The organism is Hoeflea sp. TYP-13, assembly GCF_040932035.1.
Lineage (GTDB): Bacteria > Pseudomonadota > Alphaproteobacteria > Rhizobiales > Rhizobiaceae > Hoeflea_A.
Genome location: NZ_JBFRBB010000005.1, coordinates 480,529 through 498,822, shown reverse-complemented (window position 1 = coordinate 498,822; position 18,294 = coordinate 480,529). Strand labels below are relative to the sequence as shown.

General features: G+C 58.3%; 15 protein-coding genes and 1 pseudogene. 9 read left to right on the top strand and 7 right to left on the bottom strand.

Features of this window, described 5'->3' with window-relative positions:
* Window positions 1-2: 2 nt before the first annotated feature.
* The 3 genes from ABVT35_RS25375 to ABVT35_RS25365 all read right to left on the bottom strand — a co-directional run bounded on the left by ABVT35_RS25375 (window position 3) and on the right by ABVT35_RS25365 (window position 3,911).
* A complete protein-coding gene (locus ABVT35_RS25375) occupies window positions 3-509 on the bottom strand; it encodes a hypothetical protein (RefSeq protein WP_368470374.1) in 507 nt (168 codons plus the stop codon).
* Complete coding sequence (locus ABVT35_RS25370) at window positions 506-2,746, bottom strand: RND family transporter (protein ID WP_368470373.1); 2,241 nt, start codon at window positions 2,744-2,746, stop codon at window positions 506-508. Before ABVT35_RS25370 ends, ABVT35_RS25375 begins: the two co-directional genes overlap by 4 nt.
* 187 nt (window positions 2,747-2,933) lie before the next feature.
* Window positions 2,934-3,911, bottom strand: a complete 978-nt coding sequence (locus ABVT35_RS25365) for an aldo/keto reductase (protein WP_368470372.1) — start codon at window positions 3,909-3,911, stop codon at window positions 2,934-2,936.
* Window positions 3,912-4,189: 278 nt separating this feature from the next.
* Here ABVT35_RS25365 and ABVT35_RS25360 point away from each other — a divergent pair, with 278 nt between their 5' ends.
* The 6 genes from ABVT35_RS25360 to ABVT35_RS25335 all read left to right on the top strand — a co-directional run bounded on the left by ABVT35_RS25360 (window position 4,190) and on the right by ABVT35_RS25335 (window position 10,430).
* Entirely contained in the window at window positions 4,190-5,434 is a 1,245-nt protein-coding gene (locus ABVT35_RS25360) for a branched-chain amino acid ABC transporter substrate-binding protein (protein ID WP_368470371.1), read from the top strand.
* Between the two features lie 68 nt (window positions 5,435-5,502).
* A complete protein-coding gene (locus ABVT35_RS25355) occupies window positions 5,503-6,459 on the top strand; it encodes a branched-chain amino acid ABC transporter permease (protein ID WP_368470370.1) in 957 nt (318 codons plus the stop codon).
* Entirely contained in the window at window positions 6,456-7,748 is a 1,293-nt protein-coding gene (locus tag ABVT35_RS25350; RefSeq protein ID WP_368470369.1) for a branched-chain amino acid ABC transporter permease, read from the top strand. The genes ABVT35_RS25355 and ABVT35_RS25350 overlap by 4 nt, the downstream gene beginning before the upstream one ends.
* The gene (locus ABVT35_RS25345; RefSeq protein WP_368470368.1) at window positions 7,745-8,506 is read left to right on the top strand and encodes an ABC transporter ATP-binding protein; all 762 of its coding nucleotides are present in this window, start codon (window positions 7,745-7,747) and stop codon (window positions 8,504-8,506) included. Before ABVT35_RS25350 ends, ABVT35_RS25345 begins: the two co-directional genes overlap by 4 nt.
* 1 nt (window position 8,507) lies before the next feature.
* Entirely contained in the window at window positions 8,508-9,209 is a 702-nt protein-coding gene (locus tag ABVT35_RS25340; protein ID WP_368470366.1) for an ABC transporter ATP-binding protein, read from the top strand.
* Window positions 9,210-10,430 (top strand): serine hydrolase domain-containing protein, encoded by a 1,221-nt coding sequence (locus ABVT35_RS25335; protein ID WP_368470365.1) that lies wholly within the window; start codon window positions 9,210-9,212, stop codon window positions 10,428-10,430.
* Window positions 10,431-10,435: 5 nt separating this feature from the next.
* Here the strand turns inward: ABVT35_RS25335 and ABVT35_RS25330 are convergent.
* The 3 genes and pseudogenes from ABVT35_RS25330 to ABVT35_RS25320 form a co-directional block, all read right to left on the bottom strand.
* Window positions 10,436-11,200, bottom strand: a pseudogene (locus tag ABVT35_RS25330) (DNA-binding transcriptional regulator); the annotation flags it as partial.
* Window positions 11,201-11,298: 98 nt separating this feature from the next.
* Window positions 11,299-12,795 carry a bifunctional 3-(3-hydroxy-phenyl)propionate/3-hydroxycinnamic acid hydroxylase gene (locus ABVT35_RS25325; protein ID WP_368470364.1) on the bottom strand — a complete coding sequence of 499 codons (1,497 nt, stop codon included), beginning with the start codon at window positions 12,793-12,795 and terminating at the stop codon, window positions 11,299-11,301.
* The gene (locus ABVT35_RS25320; protein WP_368470363.1) at window positions 12,788-13,762 is read right to left on the bottom strand and encodes a VOC family protein; all 975 of its coding nucleotides are present in this window, start codon (window positions 13,760-13,762) and stop codon (window positions 12,788-12,790) included. Before ABVT35_RS25320 ends, ABVT35_RS25325 begins: the two co-directional genes overlap by 8 nt.
* Before the next feature lie 441 nt (window positions 13,763-14,203).
* On the opposite strand from ABVT35_RS25320, the gene ABVT35_RS25315 reads away from it, so the two are divergent.
* The 3 genes from ABVT35_RS25315 (at window position 14,204) to ABVT35_RS25305 (ending at window position 17,118) form a co-directional block, all read left to right on the top strand.
* Window positions 14,204-15,220 carry a TRAP transporter substrate-binding protein gene (locus tag ABVT35_RS25315; protein ID WP_368470362.1) on the top strand — a complete coding sequence of 339 codons (1,017 nt, stop codon included), beginning with the start codon at window positions 14,204-14,206 and terminating at the stop codon, window positions 15,218-15,220.
* An 82-nt stretch (window positions 15,221-15,302) separates the two neighbouring features.
* Complete coding sequence (locus tag ABVT35_RS25310) at window positions 15,303-15,809, top strand: TRAP transporter small permease (protein WP_368470360.1); 507 nt, start codon at window positions 15,303-15,305, stop codon at window positions 15,807-15,809.
* Window positions 15,802-17,118 carry a TRAP transporter large permease gene (locus tag ABVT35_RS25305; protein WP_368470359.1) on the top strand — a complete coding sequence of 439 codons (1,317 nt, stop codon included), beginning with the start codon at window positions 15,802-15,804 and terminating at the stop codon, window positions 17,116-17,118. Before ABVT35_RS25310 ends, ABVT35_RS25305 begins: the two co-directional genes overlap by 8 nt.
* On the opposite strand, the gene ABVT35_RS25300 is transcribed toward ABVT35_RS25305, so the two are convergent.
* Window positions 17,054-18,055: an NAD(P)/FAD-dependent oxidoreductase gene (locus ABVT35_RS25300; RefSeq protein ID WP_368470358.1), complete on the bottom strand. Its 1,002-nt coding sequence runs from the start codon at window positions 18,053-18,055 to the stop codon at window positions 17,054-17,056. The genes ABVT35_RS25305 and ABVT35_RS25300 overlap by 65 nt on opposite strands.
* Window positions 18,056-18,294: the final 239 nt, after the last annotated feature.

Below are 18,294 nucleotides of genomic sequence, written 5' to 3'. Positions count from 1 at the left end.
AATCAGCGTTGGAATTCGATCTCGCTGAGAATGGCGGCCTTGCCGCCACTCACGTCGCCCGTTGCGATGGTGAAGCGGTCGGCACGCACCGTCCAGACCATGATGCCGTTGACCGTTTCGTCGGTTTCCCGGTCGCGGAATTTGAACCGGAATGTGATCGCATCGCCCCTGTTGCGCCCGTGCACCATGGTGCTGCCGGCGCCGAAGGGATTTGACCAGCGCCCGGCATAGGTGTCGGCCTTGTCGACCGGCTCGACATAGCCGTCAAGGCGTCCGCTGCGGCCCGGGGACGCGCATTTTCCTTTCAGCGTCAGCCGCCGGTCCGTTTGTCTGTAGATTCCTGAAATCCTGCAGCGCACGGTTTCCCGCTCGGCCCCGGGCTTGTGCCTAGCCCAGCCCGAACCGGACCACTTTCCGTCAAGCGTTTCAAGGATTTCGGCCGCCTGCGCGGGAGCCGCCGGGCAGAGGGCGAAGATTGCGGCAATAGCTGTTTTGGGTAGCTTTCTCATGACCGGACCCATTTCTGACGCAACAGAGCAGGCAGAAGAACAAGATCTGCCAGCAATGCCGTTATAAAAGTCAGGATAAGCATGATGCCAAACAGCCGCACCATGGTGAAGGGGCTTGTGAGGGTGACAAGAAGACCGGCTGAAATCAGCAGCGTGGTCGCGATCATCACCCGTCCGGTGCGGTCAATGGCAATGTTCAGCGCTTGGTCGACATCGTGGCCGCGCGCCCTTTCCAGGCGGAACCGGTTGATGAAATGGATGGAATCGTCGATGGCTATGCCGAAGGCGATGGTCAGCGCCATCATTGCGGTCGGATTGAGCAGTCCGCCGGCAATCAGATGCAGGGACGCGGCCGTCAGAATCAGCGGAAGCATATTCGGGACAACAAGTACGACCAGGAGCGCCGGCCAGCGAAAGGCCAGAGCAACAAGTGCAACGGCTATCAAGCAGGCAGCGATGAGGCTGACCTCGAGCTGGCCGATGACGATAGCCGGTTCGTGTCGCAGGATCACCGGAAAACCGACCGTGCGTATCGCTCCGGCATTGCCGGCAGCCCTTTCGATTCGGTCATGGGTTTCAAGCGTCTGACGGTTTGCCATCGGTTCGGGGGCAAAGGTTACCACTCGGGCGGTGTTGCCATCCAAGGACAGGAACTGCGTCAGAATGCTCTCCGGCAGGTCGGACAGATCCGTGCGGTCCGGCATTGTTTCGGGACGTCCGAACCATCTGGCGATGGTGACGAGCGAAACCACTGTATAATCCGGCGCGGCGGCGGCGACCGTATCCGTCAGTGCGGTCAGACGTTGCCAGTCATCACCGGACGTTTCGTCGCCGGTAAGGTCGAGCTCATGCCACATGCGGAAAAACCCGCCGAAGGTCTCGTTGATCTTTTCGTTCGCCTGCCTGATTTCGCTGTTGACTGGCAGATAGGCATTGAAGTGAAACCAGGGCTCGGTGCGCAGGAATCCCCATATGCTGGCCGCTGCAATGAGAGCGCTTGCCACCATGATCGCCCTGTCGCGCGACAGGACGAGCCGGCCTATGAGAGGCGGGACCTTAAACCAGTCTCCGCGGGAGCGGCCGGCCTTTGCGCCGACGCAAAGCGGTGCAAGGAACGCAAAGAACATAATGACGACAACATAGGAGACCATGACGCCGAGGCCTCCAATCAGGGCAAATTCCCGCAACTGTTCATTGTCCACCATAGCCACCGCCGCGAAGGCAATGGCCGTCGTAAGGGCGGTAAGCCCGCAGGCCGGTCCGATTTCGCGGATACTGAGTTCGGCACGTTCCTTTGCCGACAAATCTGCCGGTGATTTTTTGAAATACATTGTCAGATGGATGCTGTCGGCAAGTCCTAGCACCAGAACCAGAACCGGAATGACATTGCTGATGACCGTCATCGGAAGTCCAAAGAGGACAAAAAGCGAAAGCGCCGTCAGCGTCCCGAGGATCGCCGGCACGACAGCCACAAGAGCAACGGTGAGATCGCCAAAAATCAGAAGAGCCATGAAAAGGGCGATAAGGCAGCCAAGCAGGTTGAGCGTTATCAGGTCACGCTGCAGGCCGCCGACAATCTCGAAGGCAATGGCGTCCTCTCCGGTCACCGTCAGCGTAAATCCGTCACCGGTGTAGTCGGACAGGGTCTCAATGATATCCGCATGGGTGTCGCGCAGCCGGGCGCGTCCGTTGGCCGGATCCACCGCTATTGTGACGATCATGATGCGGCCGTCCGGCGAGATCATTTCCGGCTGGTTCATATTGCCGGCGCGGTAGGCCGGCAGGCGATCGGTCAGGGTTTCGGTTGAAATATCCTGCGGAAATACCGGCGCGCCGGGGAATTGTTCGTGGTTTTTCGCAAATCGAGCGGAAAATGGAGAAAGCACCGTCAACACGTCATCAAGCAGCGCCACGTCGAGCGTCATATCGCGTAACCGTTCGAGCTCGGCCGGCCCGAAAGTCTCGTTTGATGCGACAAGCACGATAAAGTCTGACGTCTTGGTGCCGAGGCCCTGTTCGAATGCCCGGTAGTCCCTCGCGTAGACGCTGTTGGACGACATGGCGCGCTGGATGTTGTCGTCGAAGCGGATAGAGGCGAGGGAAGCCAGCGCCGAGGCCACGAGCGCAATCAACACCATTGCCGCAATCCGGGGGTGCTGAATGGCAAACAGGCCCGGATATTCCAGTCCGAAGCCGGAAATCGTCAAACCGCCAGCGCCGGAATCCTTGTTGCTCATGCCGTGTCCGGCTTTAGAAGGTCGCCGGTTATGACCGGGCAATGCACCATATCGCCTTATCCCTGACCGTGATGTCACTGGCTCGAATAGTAGACACACAGCCGCCTAAGCGAAAAGGGCGGTATGCCGTTATTGGTGAGGTTGACGCCATTGTGATCGCCCGGCGCTGCGAAAACGCCGGACCAATTCAGCCATTGCCGGCTTCTTCCAGACGGTCGGTTGCCGGCGGCGGCGTCCGCGACAGGGTGGCGATGCGGGCATAAAGCTCGGGTGTCATATAGATGTTGGCGGCCTCAAGGCTCGGCTTCAGCTGGTCCACATTGCGCGCGCCGATGATCGGCGCGGTGATACCCGGATGCGCCCTGACCCAGGCAACGGCAAGAGAAACCGGATGATGGCCTTCAGCAATCGCCAGATCGGCGAACTGGCGTGCCGTTTCGAACACCCAATCTTCGCCGTAGCGAACCGAATAGACGTCGTTGTCGGTAATGCGGCCAGTGCCGTCTTCCCGTCCCGACGCGTATTTGCCAGACAAAAGACCGCCGCCGACCGGGCTGTAGGATATGACACCCAGCTGTTCGGATTCGGCCATTGGCAGGATTTCCACCTCGGCCTGGCGCTTGACCAGATTGTACATCGGCTGAAGCACCTCGAACCGGGTCCAGCCCTTGCGTTCCGATACGCCAAGGGCTTTTGCCACCTGCCAGGCAGCGAAATTCGAGGCACCGAGATAAAGCACCTTGCCGGCACGTACGAGGTCCTCGAGGGCCCGCAGCGTCTCCTCAAGCGGCGTGTTTTTGTCCCAGCGGTGGATGAAGAGAACGTCGAGCCTGTCGGTGCCAAGCCGTTTCAAACTGTCTTCAGCGGCCTTGACGATATGGCGCCGGCTCGCGCCGCGCGCATTGATATCGGAGCCGGCCGGGAAAAAGCATTTTGACGTGATGACCAGATCGTCGCGTTCGCCCTTGATCAGTGTCCCGAGAATTTCTTCAGACCGTCCTGCATTGTAAACATTTGCACAGTCGAAAAAATTGATGCCGGCATCGCGGCTGGCGCGGTAAAGGGCCGACGCCGCCTCGGCGTCGGCTTCGCCGCCGAACGACATTGTCCCGAGACACAGGCTGGAAACGCGCACACCGGTGCGGCCAAGAAACCGGTAATCCATCACAACTCCATTCAATTGGCGAGCAGCTCTGTTTAAAGGGATTCGCCGTCATAACAAAGATGAACGATCTTTTGCTTCAAGGCCACCACAATGACCGGTTGTGGTCATGGCCGTTTTCCAAACGGACCGGCAATCGGAGGAATTTATTCCAATGGTTGCATCCCATTTCGTGTCATGGCCTTGTTTTATCCGCACATTCGGTAATACTTTCTCAAATTGCCCCGGAAATTAAAATACGAACTGACGGGGTCACAACAATGACATGGGAGGAACTGCGCATGAAGAAACTGACAGGACTCTTACTCGGTGTGGCGATCGCCGGATTGACGGCAACGTCTTCGTTCGCTGCCGATACCATCAAGATTGCATTCATCGATCCTCTGTCCGGCCCGTTTGCCTCGACCGGCAAGCAGGGGCTTTCGCAGTACAAATTCGCCGCCGATGAGCTCGTCAACAAAAAGGGCGGTGTCCTCGGCAAGGAATTCGAAATTGTCGCATTCGACAACAAGATCAGCCCGAAGGAATCGCTGATCCAGCTGCAGGTGGCGATTGACCAGGGCATTCGCTTTATTGCGCAGGGCAACTCCTCCGGCGTCGCCAACGCACTCACCGATGCGATCAAGAAACACAACAAGCGCAACCCCGACAACAGGGTTCTGTTTTTGAACTATTCGGCGGTCGATCCGGCTTTGACCAATGACAAATGCAATTTCTGGCATTTCCGCTTCGACGCCAATGCCGATATCAAAATGGATGCGCTGACCGATATCATCGCCGCCAATGAAGATGTCAAAAAGGTCTATCTGATCGGCCAGGACTATTCGTTCGGCAAGGCCGTTGCCGCGGCTGCAGTCAAGATGCTGGGTGAAAAACGCCCGGACATCGAAATCGTCGGCAATGAGCTTCATCCGATCGGCAAGGTGAAGGATTTTACGCCCTATGCGCGCAAGATCATGTCCTCGGGCGCCGATGCGATGATCACCGGAAACTGGGGTGCTGACATGGTCGGCCTTGGAAAATCGGTTATTGCGGCGGGATACGAAAACCCGATCTACACCTATTATGCGGCAGCTGACGGTATCACCAAGACATTGGGTGAGGACGGCAAGGGAAAGGTGAAACTGGTCGGCGAAGGTCAGCTCAATCCGCCGCCCAATGACCGCGCGGACGCTTATGCAAAAGCATTCAAAGCCAAATATCCGGACACGGACATAGGTCAGCCGCGCATAGCCAATGTCATCGAGATGCTTGCCAAGGCGATCGATCAGGCCGGTTCGGATACAGACATGGTCGCCATCGGCAAGGCACTTGAAGGCATGGAGCATGAATCGCTGTGGGGAACGACTGTCTATATGCGGCCGCAAGACCATCAGGCGATCCAGAATGTTCACATTCTCTCCCACACCAACGATGGTGTCGCGCATGATTACGACAATTCGGGTTATGGACTTCTAGTGGAAAGCACGGTTGAGATGGCGTCTGCCGACGCTCCGACGACTTGCAAAATGGACCGCCCCGAATAAGTCCGGACAGTGCGGCGTTTTCCTATCTGAAAACGCCGCATTGCCTACTGTGAATCTGGGGGTCTCAATTGTCTCTTCTGGCAGTCAATCTACTTGATGGTCTGGTGACCGGCCTGCTGCTTTTCATGCTGTGCAGCGGCCTGACACTGATTTTTTCGATGATGGGTGTTCTGAACTTCGCCCACGCCAGCTTTTATATGCTGGGGGCCTATTTCGCCTATCAGATCAGTACCTATGTGGGGTTCTGGCCCGGCCTGATCATTGCACCGCTTGCGGTTGGTCTTGCCGGCGCGGCGATCGAGCGCTATGGGCTGCGGCGCGTACACCAATACGGCCATGTGCCCGAACTCATCTTCACCTTCGGACTGGCATTGCTGATCGAGGAACTTGTCCAGTTCTTCTGGGGCAAGAGCCATATGGCCTATTATGAGCCCGAGATCCTGAATTTCACCGCGTTCTCGATCGCAGGCAACTCGTTTCCGGCCTACAAGGTGTTCATGATCTTTGTCGCGATCGGCATCTTCCTGGTGCTGCTTTATATCCTGACGCGCACACGGATCGGCCTGATCATCCAGGCGGCGCTTTCCTATCCCAACACCGTGCAGAATCTTGGCCACAACGTTCCGCTGGTTTTCATGGGCGTCTTCGGTGTCGGAACCGCGATGGCCGGCCTTGCCGGCGTCATCGCCGGTCCGGTTCTCGGAACATTTCCGGGTATGGCCGTGCTACTCGGCAGCATTGTCTTTGTGACCATCGTCATCGGCGGGCTCGGCTCGCTGTGGGGCGCACTGATCGCCTCCCTTCTGATCGGCTGGATGCAGACATTTGCCGCATCCTACAACGTCACCATGACCGATATTCTGTTGGCAATAGGAATAGATAAGCCGGTTGATCTGTCTGACAATCCGCTGCGGGACCTGTGGACGCTCACGCTACCGCAAATCGGCCCTATCCTGCCCTATCTCCTGATGGTGCTGGTGCTGGTGATAAGACCTCGCGGTCTTCTGGGAAAACGTGAAACATGAGTGCCCTGGGTGATGCGGAAGCCGCGCGCCGCGGCAAAACGGGTGGGCTTTCACTATCGGCTGCGGCGCCCTGGCTGATTGCCATTGTGCTACTTGCCGGCCTGCCGTTCGTCTTTACCGGAGGCGCAGCCCTGACGGTGATGAACCAGATGGCGATCACCATCATCTTCGCGCTGGCCTACAATATGCTTCTGGGGCAGGGCGGCATGCTGTCTTTTGGCCATGCGGTCTATATGGGACTTGGCGGTTTCTTCTGCGTGCATCTGATGAACATGGTGGAATATGACGGGTTGCTGCTGCCGCTACCGCTTCTGCCGCTTTTCGGCGGACTGTTCGGACTGTTATTCGCCTTCATCATAGGTAGTTTTTCCACGCGCAGGGCGGGCACCGTCTTTGCGATGATATCGCTTGGAGTCGGCGAGCTGATCGCCTCGCTATCCATCATCGTCGTGGCGTTTTTCGGCGGCGAGGAAGGGGTCAGCGGCGACCGAACAATGGGCCCTGTCGTTGCGGGTTTCGACTTTGCTTCACAAAAGGAAGTCTATTATCTCACGGCGGCGTGGCTGTTTGTTTCGGCGCTTGCGATGTTCCTTTATTCGCGCACGCCCGTGGGGCGCATCGCCAATGCCGTGCGCGACAATGAGGAACGGGCGGAATTTCTCGGCTATTCGCAACGCTATGTGCGGTGGATCTCGTTTTGCGCATCGGGATTTTTCGCCGGTATCGCCGGTGGCCTGTTCGCCATCAATTTCGAGATTCTGACGGAGGAGAACCTCAATCTCGCGACGTCCGGGTCGATCCTGCTGATCACATTCCTGGGCGGCGTCGGCTTTTTTCTCGGACCGGTCATTGGTGCCGTCGTCTTCACACTGCTGCAGACGGTTCTCAGCCTCTATACGGAAATCTGGGCGCTTTATGTCGGCCTGCTCTTTGTGCTGACCGTGATGTTTTTCCCGAGCGGCCTTGCCGGTGTCTTTGCCATTCATGTGCGCCCGTGGCAGCTGGGGAAAATCGGGCTTTTGGCATCGCCCTACCTGAAAATGTTCGTTCCCGCCCTTTTGTTCGTCTTTTCGGCTGCGGCGGTGCTTGAAATCCTTTTTCATGCCCGCCATGCGGCGATTGGCGAAGAACAGATGTCGCTCTTCGGCCTCACCTTCAATTCGCACGGTGTGTGGCCGCTGACGATTGCCATCATCATATGCGTGGCAAGCTATCTGATCCTTAAAAGACTGGCGCCATCGCTGAAAGAAGCCTGGGACGAGGCCAATCACGGCGAGGTGGGCCGATGAGCGGGGCCGCAATCGAACTGAAGGCGCTGAGGAAGAATTTCGGTCTGGCACAGATTATTCGCGGTGTGGATCTTGCGATTGCCGGCGGCGAGCGCCACGCGATTATCGGGCCGAATGGTGCCGGTAAATCGACGCTGTTCAACCTGATTACCGGCAAATATCATCCGACATCCGGATCGGTCCATCTGAACGGTACCGATGTCAGCAGGCTCAAGCCGCATGAAATCAACAGGATGGGCCTCAGCCGCAGTTTTCAGATCACCAACATCTTTCCGAAAATGTCGGTGTTCGAGAATATCCGCTGCGGCCTGCTTTATACGATGGGGTACAAATATTCCTTCTGGCACCTGGTCGACCGGCAGCCGAAGCTGACAGAAAGAGCCGAGGAGATTCTCGAGCAGATTAATCTTTCCGACCGGCGCAATCTTCTGGCCGGCGTTCTGACCTATGCGGAGCAAAGGGCTCTCGAAATCGGCATCACCATTGCGGGCGGGGCTGATATTGTCATGCTGGACGAGCCGACGGCCGGAATGAGCGCTTCGGAGACCGACTATATTGTCGATCTCATCCGCCAGGTAACCGACGGCAAGACACTGGTCATCGTCGAGCACGACATGGGCGTGGTCTTCAACCTGGCAGACCGCATATCGGTACTTGTCTATGGCGAGATCATCGAGAGCGATACGCCGGAAAACGTGCGGGCGAGCCAAAAGGTGCAGGAGGCCTATCTGGGTGCGGCGGAGGAGGCGGATCACTGACATGCTGGAAGTAAACGACCTCCACGCCTATTACGGCAAAAGCCATATCCTACAGGGCGTCAACCTGGCGGTCGGCGAGGGCGAAATCGTCGCGCTTATCGGGCGCAACGGCGTCGGCCGGTCGACCACCTGCAAGGCAATCATGGGCGAGGTGCCGCCAAGCGGCTCTGTGCAGTTCAAGGGCGCTGAAATGGTCGGCAGAAAGCCCTATGAGATTGCTCAGGCGGGTATTGGCTATGTACCTGAAAACCGGGACATATTTCCCGGGATGACCACCCGGCAAAATTTGCTGCTCGGCCTGAAACCCGGCCAGAAAGACGGCGACGGCCGGTGGTCGATGGAGGACATGTTCGGCCTCTTTTCCAACCTGCGCGAACGTGCCGATGTCGAGGCCTCGGTGCTCTCAGGCGGCGAGAAGCAGATGCTGACAATCTGTAGAACGCTTATGGGCGATCCTTCCCTGATCATGATCGACGAGCCGACCGAGGGTCTTGCACCGAAGATCGTCCAGCAGGTCGGCGAACTTCTCGAACAGATCGCCGCCAGGGGCGTTTCCATCCTGCTTGTCGAGCAGAAGCTAACGATCGCGCTCAAGGTCTCGACGCGTGTCTATGTCATGGGACACGGCCATATCGTGTTCGACGGCAGTCCGCAGTCCCTTCAGGAAAACGCAGAAATTCGCAAGGAATGGCTCGAAGTCTGAATGTCTCTAAACGCCGTTAATGACCCGTCCTCGCTTGGTTTCGATGCCGGCCGTCTCGCCCGGATCGACCGGTGGATGCAACGCTATGTCGATGAGCGCAAGTTTCCCGGCAGCTCGCTGCTGATTGCCCGCAACGGAGAGATCGCCCATCTCGCAAAGGCGGGCCGGCGTTCAATCGAACAGGATTTACCTTTTGAGCTCGACACAATCGTGCGCATCTATTCGATGACCAAACCGGTTACCACGGTTGCCGTCATGATGCTTGTCGAGCAGGGTCATTTTCACCTCGATGCGCCAATCAGCGCCTTTTTGCCGGAATTTTCTGATTGTTCCGCCCTGATCAAGGGGGCTCCCGCGATCGATCAGCTTGAATCCGCCCCCTCACCGACTATCCATCAGCTGCTGACCCATACCTCGGGTCTTTCCTATGATTTCAACACCGGTGTTCTGGCCGAAGCCTATACGCAGCACGGACTTGCCTACAGCCCGGGATCGGGCGGCCTCGACAAGTGGGTAAAGCAAATCGCGGCGATGCCGCTGGCGTTTCAGCCTGGCAGCAGCTGGGAATATTCGGTCGGCATCGACGTCATAGGCCGATTGATCGAGGTGGTGACCGGCAAGCCGCTGGACGAATTCATCGGCACGGAAATTCTCGAACCTCTCGGGATGACCGACACCGCCTTCAGCGTTGCCGATAACGGGCTTGACCGTTTCGCGAGCTGCTATACCCCCGTTGAAGGCAATCCCCTTCGCCTGTTGGATGAGGCAGCAACATCGGAATTTCGGGTAGGCAGTGTTTCAACGATCGGCGGCGGCGGCGGACTGGTTTCGACACTCGCCGACTATTTCCGTTTTGCCGAAATGCTGAGGCTTGGCGGAGAACTGGAGGGCCAGCGGCTATTATCGCCGCGCACAGTGGCATTCATGCGCCGCAACCATCTTCCCGGCGATATCGCATCCATGGGGCCTAAATCCTTCGCCGAAGTCAGCATGGAAGGCGTTGGTTTCGGTCTTGGCGGCGCCGTGGTGCTTGATCCGGCGAAAATGCATACGGCCGGCTCCGTCGGAGATTTCAGCTGGGGCGGTCTTGCAAGCACCATATTCTGGACCGATCCGGTCGAGCAGCTGACCGTTGTCTTCTTTACCCAATTGGTGCCCTCAAGCACCTATCCCAACCGCGCCGAACTGAAGGCGCTGGTCCATGCGGCCCTGACCGGATAGCGCAATCAGTCACCGGTCTCAACGGCAGCCTTGATACCGGCAGCGACATCGCGCAGCGGCGCCTCATACTGGCTGATTGCCTCGTTCATAGTCATTGCCCTGCTGACCCATATCGTCGAAATACAGGCTGCAACCCTGGCCTTGATGATGACCGGAACTGCAATGCTTGCCGTTTGCGGCCGAAACGTCCCGGATCCGCGCATTGCAATACCTTTGCCCGCAACATCGGCAATCATCGAATCCAGCCTGCTCGGCACAAGGAAGGGTTCATCCTCCGGGTCATTCAGCCGACGAATATGTTTTACGATCAGTGCTCTTTCCGTTGGGCCGCAATGACCGAGATAGGCTCTGCCGGCCGATGTGCGCAGCATCGGCAGGCGGTAACCGATCATGCCGCGGTCGATTGAAAGCGGGCTTTGCGCGTGGGTCGTTTCCTGAACCACCATATGGGCGTTCTCATAGAAGGACAGATCGATCGGCCAGGTGTATGTTGCTGTGAATTTGGCGAGGATCGGACCTGCCGCCTGGCAGATCGTCGATGTTGCCGCATAACTGTCGCCAAGGCTTGCCGCTTGCGCGGTTACCCGAACGCGGCTGTCGGAGGCGGAATAGTAGACATAGCCTTCCTCCTCGAGCGTGTGCAAAATCCGGTAAACGGTGGGTCGCGGTATATCGATATGGGCGGCGATTTCCGCAGCCCTCGCCTCTCCCACCGCATTGACGTAGCGCAGGATCTTCAAACCGCGCGCCAAAGCACGCACATTTTCGTTTTTCGACGACGTAACTCATTCCTCCGGTCTCAAGCCGCCGCACAGGAGACAAGAGCAGCCAATTATTGTCAATCGAGGGTTTGCAAAGGAAGGCCTGATCAGACCGAAGCTCCTTGCTGCAGCGGTGAGGCAAATGTATTCCTGAGCATGGTCAGGAGCATTTCGCGCGTCGTTGCAGTGCCAAGCACATATCGGTCGGGGCGGATGAGTGCAGCGCGCGTGTCCATGGCTTTCAAACAGGCGGCGACCGCGGGTTCGCGCTCGGTCGTCAGGACCGGGAACGGCAGATCGCCGCCTTTGTCGACGAGCGCGCTTTCTGCAAGCAGGACCGGTGCATAACCGCAGACATCATCCATCATCTCGCCGTTTGCGAGCTGCGGCTGCGGAAACAGCCGTCCGGCATGTTCGTCCGATCCGGCGGCAAGTCCGGGTCCTAGGCGCGGAGAAATGCTTTCCATCCGGGCCGTTCCGTCGTCCTGGCGGAAGGCCGCTTCCAGCGCCTGCCGTGTGCCGGCTGTATTGATGAGGCCACCGAGGCGGATTGCGGTTTCTATATATTCGCGTGCATGGGGCATGCGTTCGGCCTGGTAGCTGTCGAGCAGTGTTTCATCGGCCAGGCCTTTGGCGCATAGCGCCAGTTTCCAGGCTAAGTTGGCCGCGTCGCGAATTCCGGCGCACATGCCCTGCCCCATGAAGGGTGGTGTCAGATGGGCGGCGTCGCCCGCAAGCAAAAGACGGCCGATGCGCCAGCGCCGGGCAATGGCCGAATGGAAGGTGTAAACCGCCTTGCGCTCAATTTCCGCTTCACCGGGTGCCAGCCAGTCCTTCAGCAGTCTCCAGACGGAATCCGTTGTCGCGATTTCATCGGATTCCTCACCGTCGAGAACCGCAATTTCCCATCTTCGGCGCATGCCGGGACTGCGGCAGTAGGTGGCCGGGCGCTCCGGATTGCAATATTGGATCGTGTGATCGCCGAGTTCCGGTTTGGGACCGTTCAAAAGAACATCGACCACAAGCCAGCGTTCGTGAAAGCCGAGGTCCTCCATTTCCGTGTTCATGGTGCGGCGCACCAGTGAGCGCGCACCATCGCAACCGACGACGTATCCGGCGAAGACCGCACGCCTTTTGCCGGTTTTGCGCTCTTCGTATCGAAGCTCAACGAAATTGCCGCGATCCTCGACCGACAGGACTTCGGCTTGCGTTCGAACTTTGACCGTTGAAAAGCGCTGGAGCGCGCCACGCAAAATGCGCTCCAGATCGGGCTGGTGAAAGCGATAGCTGGCGTGCCAGCCATGGGGGCCGACCTCGCCGGGGCGCGGCCAGTCGAGAAGCAGCTTTCCCCGGGTATCCACGAACCGCATGCCGGGGTTGATGCGGACGATCTTCGCCAGGGTTTCGGCAACGCCAATATTCTGGAAGATGCGCATGATCTCGTCGTCGAAATGGACGGCGCGCGGCAGGTGATAGATCGCTGCTTCCCGGTCGAGAACGAGCACGGACAGACCGCAAATGCCCAGGAGATTGGCCAGCGTCGCACCCGTCGGCCCGAGGCCGACGACGGCAACGTCATAGACCTCGCCGTCTTCGTCAGTCATGGTTGACAAGCTCACCATACAGCCACGGGCAGTCGACGATCGGCGGCGCACGGCGTCCGCGCGAGGCCGCATCGAGGCGCATCTCGCGCATGCGGGCCCGCGGTTCATCCGGCAGGTAAAGCCGCTCATGACCCCAGAAGCTCGGTCCGTCGAAGGTTTCGTGCGGCTCCCAGGTTTCCGGATCGATCACCCGGCTTCCCCAGCCGCTCTCGACAAAAAAACCGGAGGGCGAATGGGCGTAGAAACCGGTTGTGTAGTCGTTGGTGTGGCGGCCGAGCGTATAGGCAATGCGGCCCTCTTCGAGCTGTGCAAGGTCATAACCCTGGCCGACATCGTCAAGGTTCTGGAACTCGACCATGAAATGGTGAAAGCCCATTTTGCCGGAGCCGACCATAGCGAAGCTGTGGTGGCGCCCGTTGACGTGGAAGAAATACAACGGATAGGGCGTCAGCCCGTAGTCGCTGACGCGGAAATCGAGGATATCGCGGTAAAACGGCAGCAAAACATCAGCGTTGCGTACATGCAATACGGCGTGCCCCATGCCCAGAGGGCCGGTATTAAAGCCCTGTATCGGCCTTCCGGGCTTAAAGGGGTCCGTGTCGATCATCGGATTGCAGAAAAGCTCAATGCGATTGCCGTCCGGATCGTCGAAAACAATGAGATCTTCGACAAAGCGCCGGTCGGCAAGGCTGCGGCTGCCCCTTTCCACCCGATGGCCGGATTTTTCCAGCCGTGCCGCATAATTATCAAGATCGCCGGGTTGCTCCACCTCCCAGCCCATGAAGGCAAGCGTGTCGCCCGGTTCGTTGGATACGACGAGCCGCTGCTTGCGGTCATCCATGCGGAAAGCCAGGGCCTTGCCGCCCCGATCAATTCTTTGCATGCCGAGCAGCCTGCCGGCAAAACCGGACCAGTCATCCAGCTTGTCGGAGCGGATACCAATATATCCCAGAGCATTGATTGCCATTTTGTCTGTGCCTGTTCTCTTCTTTTGCCGGTTACCGACAATATCGCCCATTTTGAGCAGGTTAAGCCAGTCAGCCGGCGTTGTCCGTAGTGCGGACAGGCGGATATTGAAATTTTCGATAGGTCATATCGATCCGATCTGATTGACAACTATCCTGGCCAAAAGTTCCTATGGGCTGCTGCACGGGAACCTGCCAAAGGCTCGAAACACGGTCACGACCGATCTGCAGATATGCGGGTTGTCGAGGATTCGCTGCTCTGTCCATCAGACGGACAGTCGGCGTTTGAGCTTTGCAATTGGCGGGCTCACGTGGCTAGCAATGGCTGTTCTTACAGCGCTTTATGTACTAGCGTACAAAACAATGCCCTTAAAATGGAAGGGCGAGCCGCGCAGATCAGGCATCAGGAACGTGCCAATGGTCTGCCAAATGGGAGGGAATACGTGAACAAGCTCATTAAGCTTGCCGCATCCGCGGCAATTTTCTTCAGCACAGCAGCCGGCGCACTGGCGGCAGACTACAATCTAACGATCGCCGGGTGGGCGCCGCCGACCCACGGTCTCAACTCGATCATGTGGCCGAACTTCGTCAAGATGATGGAAGAGGCGACGGACGGCAAAGTCACAGCCGAAATCAAATTCGGACTGGCGCCACCGCCCGCCATGATGGACCTGGTGATGGACGGCGCCGCCGACATGACCATCATCTTCCACGGCTACCAGCCCGGCCGGTTTGTCGGCACCAAGCTGATCGAACTGCCCGGCTATGAGGGCAATGCGGAAGATGCATCTGTCGCCTATTGGCGCGTCCACGAAAAGCACCTTGCACCGCTCGACGAGCACAAGGGCGTGAAGCTGGTGGCGCTTCATACGCATGGACCTGGCCAGATGCATACCAATGCGGACGTCAACTCGCTTGCCGATCTCAATGGCCTGAAAACCCGTATCGGCGGTGGTGTTGCAGGTGATGTCGGCGGCGAACTCGGCCTGGTCGGCATCCGCGTTCCGGCACCGAAAGTCTATGAGACGCTTGCATCCGGCGCCGCCGACGCGGTTGCCATGCCGATGGAATCGCGCAAGGGCTTCAAGCTCACCGAAGTCGCCACCAATGTCTTCGAAATGCCGGGCGGCTTCTACCGCGGCTCCTTCGCCCTGATCATGAGCCAGGAAACCTTCGACAAGCTGCCGGACGATGTGAAGGCAGCGCTCGAAAGCGAAGTCTTCGGCGAAAAGACCAGCAGGATGCTCGGAGCAGCCTGGGACCAGATCGACCGCGAGGGCGTTGAGGTTACCAAGGCGACCGACGGCAATACCATCCGCACGGCTTCCGATGCGGATGTCGCCGCCTATCAGCCCATCATCGACAAGGTGACGACAAGCGTCCTTACGGAGCTTTCCGACAAGGGTGTCGATGCCAAAGCGGCACATGACATGGTGAAGTCGGAAATGTCAGGCAACTGACCGCCCGGCAAAATTGACAATGGCGCGGCACACTTGCCGCGCCATTCCGGAATGAAGATGGGCAATCTCTAAGGAACACAAGATGAGCAATCTCGCGAATTTTGCGAGACGCGTCGCGCAACTGCCGATATTCCTGGCCAGCGCCGCGCTGTTTGTACTCATGATCATGACCTTTGCCGACGTCATATTGCGCTCGGCGTTCAATGCGCCAATCGAGGCTGCGACCGAACTGACGCGGATGCTGATGGCGATCACCGTATTTGCGGTGCTGCCGGTTCTTTCGGTTCGCGAAGGTCATATCGTCGTCGACCTTCTCGATCCGCTGTTTCACGGATCACTGCTCAACCGCATCAGGGACGCCGTGATATCGATCGCCTGCGGCGCCATGCTGATCCTGCCGGCGGGGCGGGTCCTGGTGCTGGCGGAACGGGCGCGGTCCTATGGCGACCTGACCGAATATCTGAATATTCCGCAGTTCTACATCGGCTGGTTCATTGCGATCATGACCTATATGACCGCCCTGGTTCTGTTGCTGCGCGGGGTCATTGCGCTGTTTGCCCCGAAACTTCTGGAAAATTACGATGTTTGAAGCCTCAATCGGCTTTGCCGCTGTTTTAGTCCTTGTGCTCCTGCGGATTCCGATTGCCTTTGCGATGGGGCTCGTCGGCATGGTCGGCTACATGATGGAGACGAGCTACCGGGGCGCCATATCCATGGTCGCGCGGCTGATCATCGATGCCAGCCAGGATTACGGTCTGAGCGTCGTGCCGCTGTTCATCCTCATGGGCCTTTTTGTCAACAAGGGCGGCATCAGCCGTGAGCTGTACCAGGTTTCCTATGCCTTTCTCGGGCACCTGCGCGGCGGCCTCGCCATGGCCACCATCGTCGCCTGCGGCGGATTTGCAGCGGTCTGTGGCTCGTCACTGGCAACGGCGGCGACCATGTCGAAAGTGGCCATGCCGCAAATGCGCAAATACGGTTATGCCGACAGTCTTTCGACCGCGTCGATTGCGGCGGGCGGAACGCTGGGCATTCTCATCCCTCCGTCGGTCATCCTGGTGATCTACGGCCTGCTGACGGAAACTTCGATCGGTAAATTGTTCATTGCCGGCATTGTTCCGGGCATGCTCGGGATCCTGTTTTACCTGTGTGCGGTATTCTTCACCGTTTCGCGCAACCCGGAAGCCGGGCCTGCTGGCCAGCGCACCACCTGGCGTGACCGGCTGACCGCGCTGAAAGGCGTGTGGGCGGTCCTGGCATTGTTCTTCCTGGTCATTGGCGGGCTCTACGGCGCACTTGATTTCTGGCCGATCCATCTGGCGTTTTCGCCGACCGAGGCTGCCGGGATGGGCGCGGCGGGCGCCTTCCTCATTGCACTGTCGCGCCGCAACTTGAGCTGGAGCGGCACGCTGGAGGTTTTGAAGGAAACCGCCATTACCGCCGCATCGCTGTTCAGCGTGCTGATCGGTGCATGGATCTTTTCGAATTTCGTCAACATTGCCGGTCTGCCCGAGGCGCTGCTAGGCGCGGTTACCGCCTATTCTGTTTCACCCTGGGTGGTGATGCTTTTGATCCTGCTGATCTATATCGGGCTCGGCTGCATCTTCGAAAGCCTGTCGATGCTGCTCCTGACGGTACCGATCTTCTTTCCGCTGGTGCGCGATCTCGGCTTTGATCCGGTTTGGTTCGGCGTCGTCGTGGTGGTCGTCACCGAAATCAGCCTGATTACACCACCGGTGGGGATGAATGTCTTTGTCCTCAAAGGTGTTGTCGGGGACGTTCCAACGGCGACGATCTTCAAGGGCGTGACGCCGTTCTGGGTGGCCGATATCTTCAGGCTTGCCCTAATTGTTGGAATTCCGGCACTGGCGCTGTATCTGCCAAGTCAGATGGGGTGAGTTCGGACTGGCGGTCTGACCGGGAAGGTGCGAGAGCATTGTCGGTCTGGCAAAGATCGAACACCATCCAGGTCGCCGCCCGGTTGCCCATATGGATCGCAGTGGTGGTGCTTTGATGACCGCCATAGGTCAGGTCACCAGCCGCATATATGCCCGCCATTCCCGTCCGGTAGCATTCGTCGATCTCGACATAGCCGTCTTCGCATAGCGGCAGATCAAGCGTCTTGACGAGGTCGCCCTGGGTCTGGTGCGGCCAGATCAGCAACACCTCGCGCGGCACGCGCCTGCCGTCGCGAAGGACGACTTCGGTAAGTGAATTGCCGGGTCCTTCCAAAGCCTCGGCTCCACTGGCAATGAGCTCAATACCAAGCGCCGTGATTGCGTCCGCGCGGTCCTGAGGCACGTTGATTGTCGGCTCCACAAACATGACGAGATCGCTGGTCCAGTTGCGGTAGACCTCCGCCGCGGACAGGATTTCCGGTCGGTGCACATAAATGCCCCAGGGCCGGTTTTTCAGCTCGAACCCCTGGCAGAACGGGCAGTTGATGACCGAGGTGCCCCAGCGATTGCTGATGCCGGCTATTTTCGGGAAAATGTCGATCATGCCGGTGGTCAGGAGCAGCCGTCTTGCACGAAATGACGATCCGCCCTGTGTCTTAAGGGCAAAGCCTTCTTCATCTGCAGAAACGGAAGCAATTTCCGCAGACTTCATGTCCGTGTAGCCATACTTGCTTATCTGGGCCGTAACCGTCTCGCGTATGTCCTTGGGAGCGGCCATATCCATGCCGGGAAAGGCGCCCACATGCGATGACGCGTCGTTTCGCGGCGGCAAAGGCGAATCGAATACAATAGTGCGCATCATCGAGCGCGACAGCGTAAGAGCCGCCGCCAGACCAGCTGGTCCGCCGCCAATGATCGCAACCTGATATTCCGTCATGGCGAGGACCTCCTTGACGTAATCGGCTGGCGCATAGGTTTGGCACCGTGATTCGCTTCAAGGATAACACCGACTTGCGCACACCGTGCCACATGGCTGTGGATAACGGGCATAACGGCGCGCCGATCTAGCGCAGAATCGGGTCTACAGGACGTGTTTGGCCGGTGGATATTACCTATTATCACCTTGTACCGCAGACCGGTTGCGCGCCAATGTGTCAATGGTAACAACGACATGCG

What these genes read in the sequence shown, in the direction of transcription:
- ABVT35_RS25375 (WP_368470374.1), bottom strand. Translation starts at nt 509, where the DNA reads ATGAGAAAGCTACCCAAAACAGCTATTGCCGCAATCTTCGCCCTCTGC.
- ABVT35_RS25370 (WP_368470373.1), bottom strand. Translation starts at nt 2,746, where the DNA reads ATGAGCAACAAGGATTCCGGCGCTGGCGGTTTGACGATTTCCGGCTTC.
- ABVT35_RS25365 (WP_368470372.1), bottom strand. Translation starts at nt 3,911, where the DNA reads ATGGATTACCGGTTTCTTGGCCGCACCGGTGTGCGCGTTTCCAGCCTG.
- ABVT35_RS25360 (WP_368470371.1), top strand. Translation starts at nt 4,190, where the DNA reads ATGAAGAAACTGACAGGACTCTTACTCGGTGTGGCGATCGCCGGATTG.
- ABVT35_RS25350 (WP_368470369.1), top strand. Translation starts at nt 6,456, where the DNA reads ATGAGTGCCCTGGGTGATGCGGAAGCCGCGCGCCGCGGCAAAACGGGT.
- ABVT35_RS25345 (WP_368470368.1), top strand. Translation starts at nt 7,745, where the DNA reads ATGAGCGGGGCCGCAATCGAACTGAAGGCGCTGAGGAAGAATTTCGGT.
- ABVT35_RS25340 (WP_368470366.1), top strand. Translation starts at nt 8,508, where the DNA reads ATGCTGGAAGTAAACGACCTCCACGCCTATTACGGCAAAAGCCATATC.
- ABVT35_RS25335 (WP_368470365.1), top strand. Translation starts at nt 9,210, where the DNA reads ATGTCTCTAAACGCCGTTAATGACCCGTCCTCGCTTGGTTTCGATGCC.
- ABVT35_RS25325 (WP_368470364.1), bottom strand. Translation starts at nt 12,795, where the DNA reads ATGACTGACGAAGACGGCGAGGTCTATGACGTTGCCGTCGTCGGCCTC.
- ABVT35_RS25320 (WP_368470363.1), bottom strand. Translation starts at nt 13,762, where the DNA reads ATGGCAATCAATGCTCTGGGATATATTGGTATCCGCTCCGACAAGCTG.
- ABVT35_RS25310 (WP_368470360.1), top strand. Translation starts at nt 15,303, where the DNA reads ATGAGCAATCTCGCGAATTTTGCGAGACGCGTCGCGCAACTGCCGATA.
- ABVT35_RS25305 (WP_368470359.1), top strand. Translation starts at nt 15,802, where the DNA reads ATGTTTGAAGCCTCAATCGGCTTTGCCGCTGTTTTAGTCCTTGTGCTC.
- ABVT35_RS25300 (WP_368470358.1), bottom strand. Translation starts at nt 18,055, where the DNA reads ATGACGGAATATCAGGTTGCGATCATTGGCGGCGGACCAGCTGGTCTG.